Below are 17,576 nucleotides of genomic sequence, written 5' to 3' on the forward strand. Positions count from 1 at the left end.
TCTGGTGAAAGCTGTGGGAGCCGATGGTCGGCAACCTTGGGAAGTCCCGGATCGTATCCGGGTTGCCCTGGACCATGTCCAGGACGAGAAGACCCGTAAGGGGTCTCACCTGCCCTTGAGCTTGACCAGAAGCTTGCGGGCCATCTTGCGATCTCCGCCGGTCAGGACCTGGTCGGTGGACACGCGCCGCTTACGAGCCGAGGACTTGCCCTCGAACTTGTGCTGGTTGTTCACGCCTTCACGCATGATCTTGCCACTGCCAGTCACGCGCATGCGCTTCTTGGCGCTGCTGTTCGTCTTCTGCTTCGGCATAGTGCCGTTCTCCTTTGCAATTCGTTGCCGGCGGTGACCGCCTGCAACTACTTTCCGCGCACAGACCGAAACCGGTCCGGAACGCGACGTTACTTACTTCTTACGCGTCCGAGTCGCCTGCGTTCTTCTCAGCAGCGACCCGATCGCGACGGGATTTCACCTCGGCGGACTTGCCCTTGGCACCAGCCGATGCCTTCCGAGCTTCCGCCTTGGCGTCAGACTTTGACTTGAGTGGGGCGATGACCATCACCATGTTGCGTCCGTCGACCCGCGGGGAGGATTCGACGGTGCCGAGTTCCGACACATCTTCGGCCAAGCGGTTGAGCAGCTTGATGCCCATCTCGGGGCGGGACTGCTCACGGCCGCGGAACATGATCATGACCTTGACCTTGTCGCCGCCTTCGAGGAAGCGGGTGACATGGCCCTTCTTCGTCTCATAATCGTGTTCGTCGATCTTGAGACGGAAGCGGATCTCCTTGAGCGCAGTGTTCGCCTGGTTCTTCCGGGCTTCCCTGGCTTTCTGGGCCGATTCGTACTTGAACTTTCCGTAGTCCATGAGCTTGGCTACGGGTGGCTTCGCCTGCGGTGCTACCTCGACGAGATCGAGATCTGCCTCGCGGGCGAGATCGAGTGCCTTGCGAATGGCAACGATACCGACCTGTTCACCATTGGGTCCGACCAACCGGACCTCGGGAACCCGAATCCGGTCATTGATGCGCGTCTCGCTGATGTGTTCACTCCTTTTGCTCAAATGTGGTCGTGACAACGAAAAAGGCTCCCGTTGACACATATGCCAAGGGAGCCTGCACACACGAGCAGTACGGTGGATCGTACCGATTCAGTGAATACACCTCGATCTGTGATCCATCCGGATAGTGATCCTTCAGGCAGATCTCTGGACCCGATCGCTCTTCGCGATCAAGGTGGGAGTCAGACTCCGCTTCGCACCAGCATTCAGTGTACTACGCTTCATGACTCTTCGCACATCGAGGCCCCTGCGTGATCGGTGCGTTGATTTCTATGTCAAGCTTATGGCATGAGTTCTGAAGATTCCGTTCCCGCCGAGGCGATGGCCGACGTCACGCGCGACATCGCCGAGGTGCCCGCCGTCGAGGTCATCACCTCCAGCGCCGTCCATCTCATGTCCGCCGCCGCCATCAAGTGCGGCTTGGCCGAGGACACCCCCGAAGGTCGGGGCGCCGACCTCAAGGACCTCGATGAGGCCCGCAAACTCATCACCGCACTCGCCGGCTTCGTCACCGGCGCAGCCACGGTGATCGGCGACCACCACGCACGCCCGCTGCGCGATGGCCTGCGCAGCCTGCAGCTGGCCTTCCGCGAGGCCTCGGAATTCCCGGACGAGCCCGGCCAGGGCCCCGGAGAGAAGTTCACCGGCCCCGTCCGCTGAGCCCCCCTCCGACAGGTTCGACTGCGGCCCTCGATCATCGATCGGGGGCCGCAGTCATATCTCCAATCGCCGAGGTGGCTCCCGACTTCGCATCGGGAGCCGCCTTCGCATGGTGGACAGGAAGGCGCCGTTACTTCGTGCGCAGGGCCCCTTTTGCGTCCCGCGCAGGAGGAGGTGACAGTGTGTCTTCCTCAGAACCCGAGGTCGGCGATGAGCGCCCTGACGAGATCGTCCTCATAGTCGTCGAAGCCCGGGCCGAACTGACCGAAGCGCAGACCATTGATCGCCCCGATGATCGCGACCCAGACGCTCAGCGTCCGCAGGATCACTGCGTCATCGCAGTCGATCCCAAGTTCTTTCAGGCCGTCACGGAGTGGGCCGAGCGCACTCACCGTCGTCGTATCGGTCGATCCGGACCCAGCCTTTGCGCCGGGCCTCGACGCCGAATGTGAGCCCGCATTCCGCGGATCTCCCCCGCCGACCGTCTCCGCCGCTGTCGCTATGAGCTGCGTCAGCGCCACCATGACCCGCGTTCCCGGCACAACGGTCTCTTGTCTGGGCGCCTCATAGTCAGGCACCGGAGTTCCATAGATGAGCGCCCAGCGGCTGGGGAACCGCCGCGACCAGTCGAGCATGCTCAACGCCAGGGCCTGGACGGACCGCTCATCCTCGAGGGCCGCATCGACCTCGTCGGCGATCTGCGTGAACGCATCACGGATGAGGATCGTCAGCAATTCGTCGCGGCTCTTCACATACCGATAGACCGCACTCGAGACGACGCCGAGCTCGCGGGCGATCGCCCGCAGGGACAGGCCGGCGACACCGCCCTCGTCGATCATCCGATTGCCGATCTGTGTGATCTGCGCTTCCGTCTCAAGCCGTGCGCGCTGCCGCGGAGTCGTCTCGGTCATGGCTTCACTCTACGATCCGAGAGCGTCTATAACAAAAGTGAGCACCGCTCTTGTTTTCTGCGTCTGACCACTCTACCCTCGATTGAGAGAGCACTGCTCTCTGACATTCATTCGGGAACTCTTCATGAGAAGGACTTAACGCCATGACCACTGCACTCATCATCGGAAACGGACAGATCGGCGCAGAGATCGCCACTCAACTCACCCAGGCCGGGACCACGGTCCGGATCGCCACTCAACTCACCCAGGCCGGGACCACGGTCCGGATCGCCACCCGCTCCGGTGGCGGCGCAGCCGGGAGCTCGGCCTCGACCGTGACCTCCACACCGAGTCGGGCCCTCGCACCATCAACAGCCGACTCCGAACGCTCATCCGCCGCCTCGGCGATCCCCGGATCCACCGCCGAGGCACCCGCGACCCCGGCGCCTGTGCCCACCCACATCAAGGCCGACGCAACTGATCGCGAACAGCTCATCGCGGCCGCCCGCGGGGCCGACGTGATCTTCGCGTGCGCTCACGCGGTCTATGACAGCCGGGTGTGGGAGCGGGTCCTTCCGGCACTTGACTCTGCGGTCCTCGACACCGCCGCCGAGCTCGGCATCCCCGTCGTCTTCCCCGAATCCGTCTATGCTTTCGCGGGACTCGACCGTCCGATCACCGAGAGCTCGCCCTTCGCGCCCGTCGACGCCAAGGGACGGATCCGTCAACGCCTCCTCGAGGCGCGTGCGGCCCATCCGGCCACCTCGGCGAGCGTCATTGCCGGGGATCTGCTCGGCAGGACGGCGGAGCCGAAGACTTCGGTGGTGAGGATGTGCATCACGGAACCGATCGCGCACGGAGGGCGAGCCTTCGTTCCCGCTCGCGCCGATGTCGCCCACGGGATCACGGTCATCGCCGACCTCGCGGCTGCGATGATCCGGGCGGCCGAGGTGCTGGCCGACGTCCCCGCGGGGACGCACCGACTCCTCCTCGCACCCGCGTCGAATCCGACTCTGTCCGAGATCGCCGAGTTCACTCACGCCGAACTCGGCTCCCGGGCGAAGCGGCCGCTGGCGCTGCCTCACTGGGTCATCCGCACCATCGGACTGTTCGACCGCTCGATGTACGAGGTGGGCCAGCTCGGACCCATCTGGTACGAACCTTGCGTCATCGAGCCGGGCACGCTGGCTGGCTCCGTCCCGACGACCGATTGGCGCGACGGCGTGCGACAGATGCTCTGAGCCCGGCGAGTGCCTGAGCCCTTACCTGAGGAAGACTCTCCTACTTGAGGAAGATTCCGTTGCCGGGGCCCAGCGGCAGATCGAAGAAGAACCAAATCGCCAGCAGCGCGGCCCAGGCCAGCCAGAACGGTATGACGAACGGGAACATACGGGAGATGATCGTGCCCAGCCCCGCGTTCGGCTCGTACCGGCGGACGAGGCCGAGGAGGACGATCATGTACGGGTTGAGCGGGGTGATGACCTGGGTGGCCGAGTCGCCGACGCGGAATCCGGCCTGGATGAATGCCGGTTCGTAGCCGAGGATCGCGAACAGCGGCACGAACACCGCGGCCATGAGCGTCCACATCGATGAACCGGAGACGATGAAGAGGTTGAGCAGACTGGCCAGCAGCATGAAGCCGATGACAGCGGCGAACCCGGTCAGGCCGATGCTCTCGAGCCCGTCGGCACCGGCGACGGCGATCCACGAACCGATTCCCGTCCAGTTGAACAGGGCGATGAACTGGCCGAGGATGAACGCGAGGATGAGGAAGGACATCATGTCGATGATCGACTGGCTCATCATCCTCACCAGGTCGTTCATCGAGCGCACGGTGTGCACGACGAAGCCGTAGACGACGCCCATGAGCATGAAGTACGCGAAGACGATGAACACGATCGACGACAGCAGCGGCGACTTCGGGAGGAACCCACCGTCGTCGTTGCGCCACGGCGAGTTCGGGATGAGGAAGGCGAAGAGGAGGACCGCGGTGAGGAGGAGTGCCGCGATGATCGACCAGATCAGGCCCTTCTTCTCCTCGGGTTCGAGGTGGGCCTGGATCTCCTTGCCCATGGACTCCTCGGAACCTGACTCCTCCGAGGTGACACCTCGCCGGTCGGCCGCGGCCTGCTGGTCGCTATACGGGCTGTCCTTGGCCTGATACTCCTTGGCCAGGCCCTTCCCGCCGACGTTCGCATACTCGCGCGGGACTCCCTTGCGGATCATGTTCGGCTCGATGAGCTTATCGATGATGAAGCCCGCGATGAGCGCGAGCACGATCGAGGCCGCGATGTTGAAGTAGTAGTTCGACACCGGGTTGACCGCTGAGTATTCGGTGCCCGGCAGGGTGTCCATCACCGAGGTGGTGATGCCCGCGAACAGGGCGTCGAGGCTGGTGGGCACGATCGATGTCGAATAGCCGGCTCCGGTGGCGGCGAATCCGCCGATGAGTCCGGCCATCGGGTGCCGTCCTGCCGCCTTGAACACGAGCGCGGCCAGCGGCGGGATGATGATGAACGCCGAATCGGCCATGATCGAACCGACCACGCCGACGAAACCGACGGCGTAGGGCAGCAGCCATGGCGGGCTCGATCCGAAGGCGATGCGCACGGCCGCGGCGAGCATCCCCGACTTCTCGGCCACACCGACGGCCAGGAGTATCGGCAGCACGGTGGCCAGCGGCGGGAACCCGATGTAGTTGTCCCCCATCGTCGTCGTCAGCCACGACAGACCCTCACCGGTGAAGAGTCCCTTGATGGCGACGGTCTCGTCGCTGCCGGGGATCGACACCGAGACGTCGGCGAGTGCCATGGCCGTCGAGATCGCTCCGGTGAGGAGGAAGAGTCCGAGGAAGAGGGTGAACGGTTCGGGAAGTTTGTTGCCGACCCGTTCGATTCCGTCGAGCATGCGTTGGCCGATGCCGACTTTTCCGGTGGTCGTCGTTGCCATGAGCAGTCCTTCTGGTCGGTGGCGAGGGCTGGAGGGTCGAGTTCAGTCGAAGAAGTGTGCGACGTCGATGGCTCCCCCGTCGCGGGTGAACTCCTCGGTCACCTCGGCGGCGAGGGCATCATCGACGAGGAAGTCCAACGCCGTGCAGGCCAGCCCGTAAGCCGCGTCGACGGCAGCGGATTCGGCTGCGGGAGTCTTCGCAGCCTCGGCGAATTCACGGGTGTGCAGGGCCACCTCGGCGTCGGCGGTCTTGATGAGCGGGTGGATGCCGGGAATCCGGTAGGACACGTTGCCGAAGTCCGTGGAGGCGGCGATCGACTCGTCGAGGACGCCGCCGGGCAGCGGGGAACGTCCCCGGTTCTGCTCGTGTTCGGCCCACCGAGCCGTCAGCGCCTGGTTTGTCCGCACCGGCAGCGAGGGCGGGTGTTCGTCCCATTCGACGTCGACACCGGTCCCGGTCATCAGCGCCGCACCCTTCGCGGCGTCCTCGACCCGGTCGGAGAGTTCCTTGAGCGTCTCGGGGAACTTCGAGCGGACGTAGCACTGCACGGTCGCGGATTCGGTGATGATCGACGGTCGGGTGCCGCCGTCGCTGATGACCGCGTGCAGACGCGAGATCGGCGGCATCTGCTGCCGCAGCAGGCCGAGTCCCTGGTAGAAGAGGTTGGCTGCATCCAGTGCGTTGCGGCCCATGAACGGCTGCGCCGAGGCGTGGGCGGCGATGCCGGAGTAGGTGACGGTGAGCAGGCGGCGGCCCAGCCACACCTGGTCGGCGCAGTCATAGCCGTACCCGTGGACCATGATGGCCGCGTCGATGCCGTCGAAGGCTCCGGCCCGGGCCATGACCTCCTTGCCCGAGTGTCCTTCCTCGGCCGGGGTGCCGAGCAGCACGACGGTGCCGGGAACCGCGTCCGGGTCCTGCTGCCAGAGGGCGTGGAGGGCGAGGAAGGCGCCGACGCCTGCGGTGGCGATGATGTTGTGCCCGCACGCGTGGCCGATCTCCGGCAGGGCGTCGTATTCGGCGAGGATCGCAATGGTGCGACCGTGCCCGGATCCAGTGGTCGCGCGCAGGGTGGTGTCGACGCCGAAGAGTCCAGTGTCGACGTCGACGCCGTGCTTGGCCAGCATCTTCGCGATCGCCGCGACGGAGTCGTATTCGACGAAGGCGGTCTCGGCCAGGGAATGGATGGTGTGCAGCAGGTCCGTCAGCTCGTCGCCGGCGTCCTTCAGGGCGGCTGCGATGCCTGTACGGCTGGTCTCCGGGGCGCCGGTGAAGTCCGGTTCCCAGGCGTCTGCCCGTGCGGCGCGCGCTTCGGTCTGGCGGGACATCTCGTCGAGGTAGCTCTCATCGGGCGTGGTCGGGTGGCCGAGGTCACGGAGTTCATTCATGGGACTTAAGCATAGGGGCCGTGCCGCTGCGACACACCGGTGTCCGTCATCGGTCGAATTCGCCGAGGCGGCTTGCCGGGTCAGGATCGCACGAGGCGGATGGCCAGGGAGTCGATCTTCGTGACGAGTTCCTCGTCTCCGGCCACAGCCTCTTGGAACCGGCGGACGTCGTCCTGCGCCACATCGGTCTCGACGCCGAGGGTGATTCCGAGCTCCGGTCCCCCGAGGTGGACGCTGGACCTGCCAGGACTGATCGCCAGCTTTGACAGCCAGGGGAAGGATTCGGCGATGGCACGCAGACGTCGGGCCACCTCGGCGTCGGCCCAGGACGGGGTCCACGGCTGGGATTGGACGAACGCGAACATCGCGGGTCGGCGCAGCAGGAACGAGGTCTCGGCGCCGGGGTCGAGGACGACGAGCTGGGACTCGGCCTCGATCGCGCCGAGCACGAGCCGCTCGGATTCGATCGGCACGGGACGGGCATCGGGATGCCACGCGGTCAGCGGTGGGATCCCGGAGAATCCGGGGGTGCACTCACGTCCGTCCTCGGCCTGGAGACGGACCATCGCCATCTCCGAGGAGTTATCCGACATCAGCCCGTTCTCCCCGACCTCCTGGTCGACGACCATCGGCACGATCGGGGCATAGAGCCGGACCCCGGACAGGGCGGTGACGACCTTCTGGTGGGCGCTCGGGTCCAAGGGCGCGTTCGCGACCTCGGCCAGCGCCTCGAGCAGCCCGGCATCGGCGAGTCCGGAGTCACCGGAGAACGGATTGGGCTTGAGATCGCGCCCGGCCCAGGCCTGCCCGGCCGAGTCGGTCGGCCCGTGCGAGTGGTCGGAACCGTTCGGATGGCCCGCGGGCTGCTGATGGCCCGACTGTTCGGGCGCACCGTCGGGCCCGTGTGAGTGCGTGCTCACCGGCTCACCGTCCTGTGACGTCGAGGGCTTCTTCGAGGGTGAATTTGCCGGCGTAGAGGGCCTTGCCCACGATCGCGGAGTCGACGCCGTAGGGCACGAGTTCGCGCAGGGCACGCAGATCGTCGAGGCTCGACACACCGCCGGAGGCGACGATCGGGGTCTCGGTCTTCTCGGCCAGGGTCTTGAGCAGTTCGACGTTGGGGCCCTGCAGGGTGCCGTCCTTGCGCACGTCGGTGACGACGTAGCGGGCGCAGCCGGCGGCCTCGAGGGCGTTGAGCACCTCGTAGAGGTCGCCGCCGTCCTGGGTCCAGCCGCGGGCGGCCAGGGTGGTGCCGCGGACGTCGAGGCCGATGGCGACCTGATCGCCGAAGCGGCCGATCATCTCGGCCGTCCATTCGGGGTTCTCCAGTGCGGCGGTGCCGATGTTGACGCGTTCGGCACCGGTGTCGAGTGCCCGTTCGAGGCTTTCGGTGTCACGGATGCCGCCGGAGAGTTCGACCTTGATGCCCACGGCCTTGACGACCTGGTTGAGCAGATCGGAGTTCGAGCCGCGTCCGAAGGCAGCGTCGAGGTCGACGAGGTGGATCCATTCGGCGCCCCGATTCTCGAAGTCCTGGGCCGCGTCGATGGGTGAGCCGTAGTCGGTTTCGGTGCCGGCTTCACCCTGGACGAGGCGGACGGCCTTGCCGTCGGCGACGTCGACTGCGGGAAGGAGGACGAGCTTGTTCGGGGTGTCTGTCATTGTGACCTTTCTGCGAAGGTGCCCACGGGGTTTGGGCGGTTCCGGATCTTCGGACGGTTCCAGGGTTTCGGGCAATGGTAATCGGTGTGCTCGGTCAGGAGCTGGGCGTCGGGCCGGATGCGGACGTCGGGCCGGAGAACGTCGCGAGCCAGTTGCGCAGCAGCTGCTGCCCGGCCCCGGCGGACTTCTCCGGGTGGAACTGGGCGGCCCAGGTGGTCCCGTCCTCGACGGCGGCGACGAAGTCCTCACCGTGTCGGGCGGTGGTGACGATCGTGCCGGGTGGCGGCTCGGTCGCCGCATAGGAATGGACGAAGTAGAACCGTTCGTCCTCAATGCCTGAGAACATCGCCGAGGTGGCCGGTGCGCTGATCTGCGACCATCCCATGTGCGGGACGACAGGAGCGTTGAGTCCGGTGACAGCACCCGGCCACAGACCGATGCCCTCGGTTTTGACGCCGTGTTCCTCGCCGCGGGCGAAGAAGACCTGCAGACCCACGCAGATGCCCAACAGCGGTCGACCCTGTTCGTGGCGCTTGCGGATGAGGTCGACGCCTCCGACGTTCTCCAGCCCCGCCATCACCGCGGAGAATGCGCCGACGCCGGGGACGAGGAGTCCGTCGGAGTCGTCGATGACGTCGTGATCGGCCGTCAGGGTCACCTCGGCGCCCGCGGCGGAAACCGCGCGCACGGCCGAGCGGACGTTGCCGGCTCCGTAGTCGAGGACAGCGACTGTCGTCATCGTTTCGCTCCCTTGCCGAGCACCGACCAGATCCGCCACAGGGCGAAGAGGAGGACGATGGCTCCGAAGACCGCGACGACCCAGGCGACGGTGTTGCCGCCGATTCCCAGCGCCAGGCCGAAGGCGGTGACCAGTCCCGCGAGGATCGCCACGATGATCCACAGCAGGGCAGTTCGGGCCACGGCCGCTCGGCCGGGGCTCATGGTTGCGGCGCTGGCCTGCAGCTTCGTCATCGAACTGGTCTCGATGCTGCCGTCGACGTCGTGTGCCGACACGGTCTCGAGCAGGAGGCCTTCGAGCACATCGGGCAGATTCTTCAGGGCCAGCCCGGCGGGGACGTCGTATTCGCGTGTGCCGTGGCGGTAGTGTCCGGCGTCGATCTGCTCCTCGCTGCGGACGAGCAGGAGGACCTCATGTTTGCCGGCGAGTTTCGAGATCGCGGCGGCCGCCTCGTTGCCGGAGGCGACATCGGTGTTGCTCAGCACGATGCCGGTGAACTCTCCGATCGGCACGATGGTGCCGGAGATGTTCGACAGAACGCAGGCGGCGGCCAGCTGCTGGGCGACCCCGAAGGGGGTCACGACGACGGTGGTGCTCACAGGACTCCCTTGGTGCTGGGGACGGAATTGCTCCGGGGGTCTTCCTCGACGGCTTCGCGCAGGGCCCGGGCGAAGGCTTTGTACTGGGCTTCGACGATGTGGTGCGGGTCGCGGCCGCGGACGAGGTCGAGGTGGACGGTCAGTCCGCCGTGGAAGGCGATGGATTCGAGCGAGTGTGAGGTCATCGACCCGGTGAAGTGACCGCCGATGAGGTGGTATTGCTGACCTTCGGGTTCGCCTTCGTGGACGAAGTAGGGACGCCCGGAGACGTCGACGACGCACTGGGCCAGGGCCTCGTCGAGCGGGACGGCGGCGAAGCCGTAGCGGCGGATGCCGACCTTGTCGCCGAGGGCCTCCTTAAGGGTCTGGCCGAGCACGATCGAGGTGTCTTCGACGGTGTGGTGGACGTCGATGTGGGTGTCACCGGTGGCGGTGACGTCGAGGTCGATCATCGAGTGCTTCGACAGGGCGGTGAGCATATGGTCGAAGAACGGCACGCTCGTGGAGATCGTCGAGGCACCGATTCCGTCGAGGTCGACGGACACGGACACCGTGGATTCGGAGGTCGTGCGCGAGTTCTGGGCCTGCCTCATGGAGTGCCTTTCGTCGGGGCGGCTGATGACGGGGTCGGGGTCGCCGGGTTTGGGGCGGTCGTCGGGGTCGCCGCTGTCGCCGAGGCGGCGGTCGCGGAATCCGGCTGCTGTAAGAGAATGCTCGGGTCCTCGGCGAGGATGTCGTCGATCGCGTGCAGGAACGCCTCGGTCTCTTCCTCGGTGCCGGCATTGACGCGGGCGTGTCCGTCGATGCCGATGTCACGGATGAGCACTCCGCGGTCGAGCAGCTTCTGCCACAGCTCGGCCGGGGAGGAGATGTTGCCGAAGAGCACGAAGTTCGAATCGCTGTCATGGACGCGGAATCCCACCTCGGCGAGGTGGGCGGACATCCGGTTGCGGGAGTCGATGAGTCGGTCGACGTTGCCCAGCAGCACCTCGGCGTGTTCGAGTGCGGTGCACGCGAGGACCTGCGTGATCTCGGAGAGGTGATACGGCAGGCGGACGAGGCGGAGGACGTCGATGAGTTCGGGGGCGGCGATCGCGTAGCCCAGTCGCAGACCCGCGCAGGCGAAGGCCTTGCTCATGGTGCGGGAGACGACGAGGCGGGGGCGACCGGCCAGCAGGGTCATTGCCGATGACTTCGCGGGTCGGGAGAACTCCGCATACGCCTCATCGACGATGACGATGCCCGAGCAGTTGTCGTAGGCGGCTTCGATGACGTCGAGGCCGATCGAAGTGCCGGTCGGGTTGTTCGGGGTGCAGAGGAAGACGATGTCGGGATCGACGCGTGCGACCTCGGCGGCGACAGAGTCCGCGTCGAGGGTGAAGTCGCCCTTGCGCGCCGAATCCTGCCAGGTGGCCCCGGTCCCCGTGGTGATGAGCGGGTGCATCGAATACGACGGGGTGAAGCCGAGCACGGTGCGACCCGGTCCGCCGAAGGCCTGGACGATGTGGCTGAGGACTTCGTTCGAGCCGTTGGCGGCCCAGATCATGTCGGGGGTGAGTTCGACCGTGTCGCCGGCACGGTCGTTGACGCCGTCGAGGTAGGTCACGAGGTGTTCGCGCAGCGCGGTGAACTCGCGGTCGGGATACCGGTTGAGACCGGCATAGTGGTCCTCGACTGCGGAGCGCATGCTGTCGACGACGATTTCGGGCAGCGGATAGGCGTTCTCGTTGACGTTGAGCTGGACCGGCACGTCGAGGTGCGGCGCCCCGTACGGCTTGAGTCCGACGAGGTCCGAACGCACTGGCAGAGATTCGAAGTTTCCCACGCGATCAGTCTACCGAGAGACACCGTTCGACTACGCGGCGGGTCGGGCCGCGAGACGCCGAGATGGCGAACCTGCCAGACTCAGTCCGTAACTGCCGACCTCGGGCCCGCCTGACCCAGGGCACGCGGATGCACGTCCGGCGCCGACCCGATATGGCCCGGTCCGGCGTCCGCCGGGCCGAGGCCGGGTACGGCCTCAGCTGACGGGAACGTCGAGGGTCTGTCCGGGGTGGACTGTCGGGGTCGAGAGATGGTTGATCTCAATGATGTCGGACACGACATCACGGGTGTCGCGGTCGATGCCGAGATTCGCCGCCACGGTCCACAGCGATTCGCCGTCGCCGACGACCACCGAGTCGGCGGCGATGCCGACGCTCTCGGATTCCGTCTCGGCCACAGCGGCGGCCGAGAACGACTGAGTTGCCAGGAAGAGTGCTCCGCCGATGACGACGAGAGCAATGAGCAGAGTTCTGAGCAGGCGCACCGCCTGGCGTCCACGAGTGGTCAGGCGCAGTCCTGTGTTCTGTGCAGACATCGCATTACCTCTTTCATCCGTACGATTCCACCAGTAATCGGTAGAACGTCTGTTCTATTCAACATGCCAATCGAACAAATGTCCAGTCCGACTCGAACATCTATGCGACAATGAGAGGGAACCAGCGTTGTTGATTGATCTGTCAGAACCATCTCAGTCGGCACTGACACGAGATTCTCCGCAGCGGAGAACACGGTGTTCATCGGCGGGGAATAGAACGAAGGGGAACGAGCAATGGTTCAGAACAAACGAGGCAGAGGCAGGCCTCGCAACGAGGATGTCGCCAGCGAGATCGCTGCCGCCCGCAGCGATGACGAAGTGGTGCGGATCCCCGAGGGTTCGACCGGTGAGGGCGATTTCCGCCTCTCCCCCAGGCAGCGTCTCGTGCTCGAGACCATCGAACGCGCTGTCGTCGCCAACGGCTACCCGCCGAGCATGCGTGAGATCGGCAAGGCCGCCGGACTCGCCTCGCTCTCGAGCGTCGCCCACCAGCTCTCACAGCTCGAACGCCTCGGCTACGTCCGTCGCGATCCGAAGCGACCGCGTGCCATCGAGGTGGTCAACCCCTTCGAAGAGGAAGAGGCGGAGCGCGCGAAGTTCGAGGAGCTGTCGAACAACACGGTGCAGGTCCCGGTCGTCGGTCGCATCGCCGCGGGCGGTCCGATCCTCGCCGAACAGGAGGTCGACGATGTCTTCTCCCTGCCGACCCAGGTCGTCGGCTCGGGCGAGATGTTCCTGCTCAAGGTCGTCGGCGATTCGATGATCGAGGCGGCCATCTGCCACGACGACTGGGTGGTCGTGCGCAAGCAGCACACAGCGGACAACGGTCAGATCGTCGCTGCCCTCCTCGACGGCGAGGCGACGGTGAAGACGCTCAAGCGCAAGGCCGGTCAGCAGTGGCTGATGCCGCAGAACGAGAACTACGAACCCATCGACGGCACCTACGCCCAGATCATGGGCCTCGTCGTCGCGGTCATCCGCCGCCTCTGACTCGACCTCCGGCCAGAGCCACTCCCGCCGCTGAATCGAACGCCCGCGACCACTCGGTTGCGGGCGTTCGTGCTATTCCGGCTCAGCGTCGGCGAGCTACTCTGACTCAGCCTCGGCGAGGCGGCTCAGGCTCGTCCGCACGAGCTGCGCGTTCGTCGTCGGCCACATCGGCGGCATCGAATTGACGAGGAACCCGGCATAGCGTGCCGAGCGCAGCCGTGAGTCGAGGACGGCGACGACTCCCCTGTCACCGGTCGAGCGGATGAGCCGACCGGCCCCTTGGGCCAGTCGCAGAGCGGCATGGGTCGCGGACACCGCCATGAAGCCGTTGACCCCATGCTGATCGGCGTCCCTCGCCCGCGCCTGCATGAGCGGGTCATCAGGTCGGGGGAACGGCAGCCGGTCGATGATGACGAGTCGGTTCGTCCGACCCGGCACGTCCACACCCTGCCACAGCGACATCGTGCCGAACAGGCATGTCTGGTCGTCAGCAGTGAACTGGGAGACGAGTGCGGGCAGCCCGTCATCGCCCTGGAGCAGAATCGGGAAGTCGAACTTGTCCCGCAGGTGCTCGGCGGCTGCGTTCGCCGCCGCCCGTGAGGAGAACAGGCCGAGAGCTCCGCCGTTCGAGGCCCTGACGAGTTCTTCGAGCTCGGTCAGCGTCTCTTCGCTCAGCCCGCTGCGACCGGGTTTGGGCAGGTGGGAGGCGACGTAGAGGATGCCCTGCTTGCCGTAGTCGAAGGGCGAGCCGACATCGAGGCTGTCCCATTTCGGGGCGTCGGGTCCGAAGAGCCCCAGCGAGGCGGCGACCGCGTCGAAGTTCCCGCCCAGGGACAGGGTCGCCGAGGTGGCCACGACCGTGGATTCCTCGAAGATGCCGTTGCGCATGGTTCCGGCCACGCTCAGGGGTGCGACGACGAGGTTCGTCGTCTCCTTCTCTCTGAACGTCGACCGTGAGAGCCAGATGACGTCGTTCTTGCCCGGATCGCAGAAGCGTTCGGCGAGTTCGAAGATCTCCTGGCAGCGGGCCTTGGCCATCTGCCGTCCGGCGTCGGCCTCCTCGGTCTTCCCGCCGATGTCGTTGATGATCTGGCGTGCGGAGTCGCGGATCTGTGCCAGTGCCAGTCCGAGCGCCTCGCTCATATGCAGGATGAGCCCCTCGGGCACCGAGGACTGGGCACGTTCGAGTGCCGCCGCCGCGGAGTCGAGCAGGGACACGACGCCGTCCTGGACCGTGGTGTGTTTGCGCACCGAGGAAGTGGCGGCCGAGAGCATGCTCGCGTTGATCTGACCTGACAGGGCGTTCGTCACCCGGTCCTTGAGTTCGTGTGCCTCGTCGATGATGATGACGTCGTGGTCGGGCAGTACGTTCGATTCGCCGAAGGCGTCGATGGCCAGCAGGGCGTGGTTGGTCACGACGATGTCGGCCTCGGCGGCCTTGTTGCGGGCGATCTCGGCGAAGCATTCGGTCACCAGCGGGCAGTTCGCGCCGAGGCAGTCGAAGGCGTTGACCGAGACCTGTGACCAGGCACGATCGCTGACGCCGGGCAGGAGATCATCGCGGTCACCGGTGTCGGTGGTCTTCTCCCAGGTGCGGATCCGTTGGATCTCCTTCCCCAACCCCGAGCGTTCGGAGGGTTTGCGCCCCGCCTCGGCGTCGGCACCGAGGTCGAAGAGCATTCCCTCGCCCTCGTCCGGGTAGCCGCCGGAGAGCTTGTGCTTGCACACATAGTTCCGGCGCCCCTTGAGCAGAGCGGCCCGTGGCAGCGGATCGAGATCCTTCTTCACGGCCTTGAACAGTCGCGGCAGATCCCGGTGGATGATCTGAGTCTGCAGCGCCAAGGTCGCCGTGGACACGACGACCTTGCCGCCGGTGCGGGTGACGTATTCGGCCGCGGGGACGAGGTAGGCCAGGGACTTTCCCGTGCCCGTGCCGGCTTGGACGAGGAGGTGGATTCCCTTGTCCACCGCCGAGGCGACCGCTTGGGCCATCTCCTGCTGACCGGTGCGTGTCGAACCGCCGATCGCTCCGACGGCCGACTCGAGGAGCTCTTCGACCGTCACTGATCGATGACCAGGTCCGGACGCTGGAATTCACGCAGTTCGTCGACGATTTCGGCCGGAACCTTCGCCTGCAGGCTCGTGCCCTCTGCGCCGTGTTCTTCGTGTTCGACGGTGCCGAGTGCGTAGATCTTCGACACGAGGTCCCCACGCTCATATGGAATGAGCACGGTGATGTCGATGTCGGGGGCGGGCAGGCGTTCTTCGATGGCTTCGACGAGTCCGTCGATTCCGTTCTCAGTGACGGCGGAGACGAACCGAGCGTGCGGATATTCCGCGCGCAGACCGGTGATCACAGCCTCCTCGGCGAGGTCGGCTTTGTTGAACACGAGCAGTTCGGGGATCTCTTCGGTCTCGACGTCCTTGAGCACATCCCGCACGGCCTGGATCTGTCCGTGCGGGTCCGGGTGGGAGGCGTCGACGACGTGGAGGAGGAGATCCGAGCCGGCGGCCTCCTCCAGGGTCGAGCGGAAGGCTTCGACGAGCTGGTGGGGCAGGTTGCGGACGAATCCGACGGTGTCGGTGTAGGTGAAGGTGATGCCCTCGGCGGTGCGGGCCTGTCTCACGGTGGGATCGAGGGTCGCGAATAGGGCGTTCTGCACCATCACCTCGGCGTCGGTGAGGCGATTGAGCAGGGAGGACTTGCCGGCGTTCGTGTACCCGACGATCGCGACGGAGGGCACATGGTTCCGCGCACGGTTCTTCCGCTTCGTCTCCCGCGATGGGGCCATGTTCGCGATCTCGCGGCGCAGCTTCGACATGCGGGTGCGGATGCGACGGCGATCGAGCTCGATCTTCGTCTCACCGGGTCCGCGGGAGCCGATTCCGGCACCGCCGGCGACACGGCCGCCGGCCTGACGGGACAGCGATTCGCCCCAGCCGCGCAGGCGGGGCAGGAGGTATTCGAGTTGGGCGAGTTCGACCTGGGCTTTGCCCTCGCGGGACTTCGCGTGCTGGGCGAATATGTCGAGGATGAGGGCGACGCGGTCGACGACCTTGATCTTGATGACGTCCTCGAGTCCGCGCCGCTGGCTGGGGGCGAGTTCGGAGTCGATGATCACGGTGTCGGCGCCGACGGCGGCGACGATCTCGGCGAGTTCCGCGGCCTTGCCCTTGCCGAGGTACGTGCCGGGGTCCGGCTTGTCGCGGCGTTGGATGAGCGCGTCGAGGACCTCGGAGCCGGCGGTCTCGGCCAAAGCTGCGAGCTCACGGATCGAGTTCTCGGCCTCGGCCTGTGTGGTGTTCCAGATCCCGGCGAGCACGACCCGCTCGAGCCTGATCTGGCGGTATTCGACCTCGGTGACATCTTCGAGTTCGGTGGAGAGTCCGGCCACACGGGTGAGTGCGGCACGTTCGGCGAGGTCGAACTGGTCGTCCTCGTGGGTGGTGTCATGATCGCTCAGCGCTTGGGCGCTGCGGGAGAGCACACGGTCGAGCATCGCGTCGCGACGCTCCTTGTCTTCAGACGTCATTCATTCCTTTGTTCGTGTACCGCCCGCACGTGACAAAGCGTGCGGGGGTCGTCATTCTTCGCACCGGCGGTGGTGCTGTGCACCGACGACGGTGTCCATCAATTCTCCCACAGCCGTCTAGACTGAAGTGGTGTCAGAGCACTATTTCACCGAATCGCCGAGCAGCGAGGCCAAGACCCGGCAGCTGAGCCTCGATCTGGGCGGCCATGATGTCACCGTCGAAACCGTATCAGGCACCTTCTCACCCACGCGCCTCGACCTCGGCACGGCCGTGCTGCTGCGGCATCTGCCCGAGCCTCCGGCCGGGGATGTGCTCGACCTCGGCTGCGGTTGGGGGCCGATCGCGTTGCATACGGGACTGCAGGCCACCGACGCCGAGGTGGACGTGCGGGTGTGGGCACTCGACGTCAATTCCCGGTCACTTGAGACGACTGCGGCCAATGCTCGGAGGTTGGGTCTCGATTCGATCCGAACCGTCACCGCCGATGAGATCCCCACGAATCTGCAGTTCGCCGCGATCCGGTCCAATCCCCCGATCCGCATCGGCAAGGAGGCGCTGCACGAGTTGCTCGAGACGTGGTTGCCGCGCTTGGCGCCGGACGGTCGTGCGGATCTGGTGGTGTCGAAGAACCTCGGTGCCGATTCCCTGCAGAAGTGGATCGCCGGGATGCTGGGGTCAGAGTTCGAGGTCACACGAACGGGGTCATCGAAGGGCTTCCGCGTGCTCACCGTCAACCGCGACTGAT

The 17,576-nt window shown here is 65.9% G+C and carries 18 protein-coding genes; 4 read left to right on the forward strand and 14 right to left on the reverse strand.

Annotated elements, in window-relative coordinates; translation table 11 throughout:
- Positions 1–105: 105 nt before the first annotated feature.
- Together rpmI and infC are read right to left on the reverse strand one after the other, a co-directional pair.
- Entirely contained in the window at positions 106–312 is a 207-nt protein-coding gene (rpmI, locus tag HK401_RS16455) for a 50S ribosomal protein L35 (RefSeq protein ID WP_181275749.1), read from the reverse strand.
- A gap of 100 nt (positions 313–412) precedes the next feature.
- Entirely contained in the window at positions 413–1,063 is a 651-nt protein-coding gene (infC, locus tag HK401_RS16460) for a translation initiation factor IF-3 (protein ID WP_258234288.1), read from the reverse strand.
- A gap of 285 nt (positions 1,064–1,348) precedes the next feature.
- Between infC and HK401_RS16465 the strand changes: the two genes are divergently transcribed.
- Positions 1,349–1,720 carry a DUF1844 domain-containing protein gene (locus tag HK401_RS16465; RefSeq protein ID WP_181275751.1) on the forward strand — a complete coding sequence of 124 codons (372 nt, stop codon included), beginning with the start codon at positions 1,349–1,351 and terminating at the stop codon, positions 1,718–1,720.
- A gap of 191 nt (positions 1,721–1,911) precedes the next feature.
- Here the strand turns inward: HK401_RS16465 and HK401_RS16470 are convergent, their stop codons facing one another.
- On the reverse strand, positions 1,912–2,631 hold the full coding sequence (locus tag HK401_RS16470) for a TetR/AcrR family transcriptional regulator (RefSeq protein ID WP_181275752.1): 720 nt from the start codon (positions 2,629–2,631) through the stop codon (positions 1,912–1,914).
- Positions 2,632–2,774: 143 nt separating this feature from the next.
- On the opposite strand from HK401_RS16470, the gene HK401_RS16475 reads away from it, so the two are divergent.
- Positions 2,775–3,851, forward strand: a complete 1,077-nt coding sequence (locus HK401_RS16475; protein WP_181275753.1) for a Rossmann-fold NAD(P)-binding domain-containing protein — start codon at positions 2,775–2,777, stop codon at positions 3,849–3,851.
- Between the two features lie 40 nt (positions 3,852–3,891).
- On the opposite strand, the gene HK401_RS16480 is transcribed toward HK401_RS16475, so the two are convergent.
- The 9 genes from HK401_RS16480 to HK401_RS16520 form a co-directional block, all read right to left on the reverse strand.
- Positions 3,892–5,559, reverse strand: a complete 1,668-nt coding sequence (locus tag HK401_RS16480; RefSeq protein ID WP_181275754.1) for an AbgT family transporter — start codon at positions 5,557–5,559, stop codon at positions 3,892–3,894.
- A gap of 42 nt (positions 5,560–5,601) precedes the next feature.
- Positions 5,602–6,948 carry a M20 family metallopeptidase gene (locus HK401_RS16485; RefSeq protein ID WP_181275755.1) on the reverse strand — a complete coding sequence of 449 codons (1,347 nt, stop codon included), beginning with the start codon at positions 6,946–6,948 and terminating at the stop codon, positions 5,602–5,604.
- An 80-nt stretch (positions 6,949–7,028) separates the two neighbouring features.
- A complete protein-coding gene (locus HK401_RS16490; RefSeq protein ID WP_181275756.1) occupies positions 7,029–7,868 on the reverse strand; it encodes an SseB family protein in 840 nt (279 codons plus the stop codon).
- Positions 7,869–7,872: 4 nt separating this feature from the next.
- A complete protein-coding gene (gene priA, locus HK401_RS16495; protein ID WP_181275757.1) occupies positions 7,873–8,610 on the reverse strand; it encodes a bifunctional 1-(5-phosphoribosyl)-5-((5-phosphoribosylamino)methylideneamino)imidazole-4-carboxamide isomerase/phosphoribosylanthranilate isomerase PriA in 738 nt (245 codons plus the stop codon).
- A 94-nt stretch (positions 8,611–8,704) separates the two neighbouring features.
- Positions 8,705–9,349 (reverse strand): imidazole glycerol phosphate synthase subunit HisH, encoded by a 645-nt coding sequence (gene hisH / locus HK401_RS16500; protein WP_181275758.1) that lies wholly within the window; start codon positions 9,347–9,349, stop codon positions 8,705–8,707.
- Entirely contained in the window at positions 9,346–9,948 is a 603-nt protein-coding gene (locus HK401_RS16505) for a hypothetical protein (protein ID WP_181275759.1), read from the reverse strand. Before HK401_RS16505 ends, hisH begins: the two co-directional genes overlap by 4 nt.
- Positions 9,945–10,541, reverse strand: a complete 597-nt coding sequence (hisB, locus tag HK401_RS16510; RefSeq protein WP_181275760.1) for an imidazoleglycerol-phosphate dehydratase HisB — start codon at positions 10,539–10,541, stop codon at positions 9,945–9,947. Before hisB ends, HK401_RS16505 begins: the two co-directional genes overlap by 4 nt.
- Positions 10,538–11,773 carry a histidinol-phosphate transaminase gene (locus HK401_RS16515; protein ID WP_181275761.1) on the reverse strand — a complete coding sequence of 412 codons (1,236 nt, stop codon included), beginning with the start codon at positions 11,771–11,773 and terminating at the stop codon, positions 10,538–10,540. The genes hisB and HK401_RS16515 overlap by 4 nt, the downstream gene beginning before the upstream one ends.
- A 195-nt stretch (positions 11,774–11,968) precedes the next feature.
- Positions 11,969–12,307 carry a LysM peptidoglycan-binding domain-containing protein gene (locus tag HK401_RS16520; RefSeq protein WP_181275762.1) on the reverse strand — a complete coding sequence of 113 codons (339 nt, stop codon included), beginning with the start codon at positions 12,305–12,307 and terminating at the stop codon, positions 11,969–11,971.
- A gap of 234 nt (positions 12,308–12,541) precedes the next feature.
- On the opposite strand from HK401_RS16520, the gene lexA reads away from it, so the two are divergent.
- Entirely contained in the window at positions 12,542–13,297 is a 756-nt protein-coding gene (gene lexA / locus HK401_RS16525) for a transcriptional repressor LexA (protein WP_181275763.1), read from the forward strand.
- Between the two features lie 96 nt (positions 13,298–13,393).
- Here lexA and HK401_RS16530 read toward each other — a convergent pair whose 3' ends face one another.
- Both HK401_RS16530 and hflX read right to left on the reverse strand, forming a co-directional pair.
- Complete coding sequence (locus tag HK401_RS16530; protein ID WP_309136027.1) at positions 13,394–15,361, reverse strand: ATP-dependent DNA helicase; 1,968 nt, start codon at positions 15,359–15,361, stop codon at positions 13,394–13,396.
- On the reverse strand, positions 15,358–16,830 hold the full coding sequence (gene hflX / locus HK401_RS16535) for a GTPase HflX (protein ID WP_181275764.1): 1,473 nt from the start codon (positions 16,828–16,830) through the stop codon (positions 15,358–15,360). The genes HK401_RS16530 and hflX overlap by 4 nt, the downstream gene beginning before the upstream one ends.
- A gap of 130 nt (positions 16,831–16,960) precedes the next feature.
- Between hflX and HK401_RS16540 the strand changes: the two genes are divergently transcribed.
- Positions 16,961–17,575: a class I SAM-dependent methyltransferase gene (locus tag HK401_RS16540; protein WP_181275765.1), complete on the forward strand. Its 615-nt coding sequence runs from the start codon at positions 16,961–16,963 to the stop codon at positions 17,573–17,575.
- The last annotated feature ends 1 nt before the right edge of the window (position 17,576 follow it).

Source organism: Brevibacterium oceani (assembly GCF_013623835.1).
Classification (GTDB): Bacteria; Actinomycetota; Actinomycetes; order Actinomycetales; family Brevibacteriaceae; genus Brevibacterium; species Brevibacterium oceani.

Coding starts and splice junctions, on each gene's coding strand:
- rpmI (WP_181275749.1), bottom strand. CDS start 312: ATGCCGAAGCAGAAGACGAACAGCAGCGCCAAGAAGCGCATGCGCGTG.
- HK401_RS16465 (WP_181275751.1), top strand. CDS start 1,349: ATGAGTTCTGAAGATTCCGTTCCCGCCGAGGCGATGGCCGACGTCACG.
- HK401_RS16470 (WP_181275752.1), bottom strand. CDS start 2,631: ATGACCGAGACGACTCCGCGGCAGCGCGCACGGCTTGAGACGGAAGCG.
- HK401_RS16475 (WP_181275753.1), top strand. CDS start 2,775: ATGACCACTGCACTCATCATCGGAAACGGACAGATCGGCGCAGAGATC.
- HK401_RS16480 (WP_181275754.1), bottom strand. CDS start 5,559: ATGGCAACGACGACCACCGGAAAAGTCGGCATCGGCCAACGCATGCTC.
- HK401_RS16485 (WP_181275755.1), bottom strand. CDS start 6,948: ATGAATGAACTCCGTGACCTCGGCCACCCGACCACGCCCGATGAGAGC.
- priA (WP_181275757.1), bottom strand. CDS start 8,610: ATGACAGACACCCCGAACAAGCTCGTCCTCCTTCCCGCAGTCGACGTC.
- hisH (WP_181275758.1), bottom strand. CDS start 9,349: ATGACGACAGTCGCTGTCCTCGACTACGGAGCCGGCAACGTCCGCTCG.
- hisB (WP_181275760.1), bottom strand. CDS start 10,541: ATGAGGCAGGCCCAGAACTCGCGCACGACCTCCGAATCCACGGTGTCC.
- HK401_RS16520 (WP_181275762.1), bottom strand. CDS start 12,307: ATGTCTGCACAGAACACAGGACTGCGCCTGACCACTCGTGGACGCCAG.
- lexA (WP_181275763.1), top strand. CDS start 12,542: ATGGTTCAGAACAAACGAGGCAGAGGCAGGCCTCGCAACGAGGATGTC.
- hflX (WP_181275764.1), bottom strand. CDS start 16,830: ATGACGTCTGAAGACAAGGAGCGTCGCGACGCGATGCTCGACCGTGTG.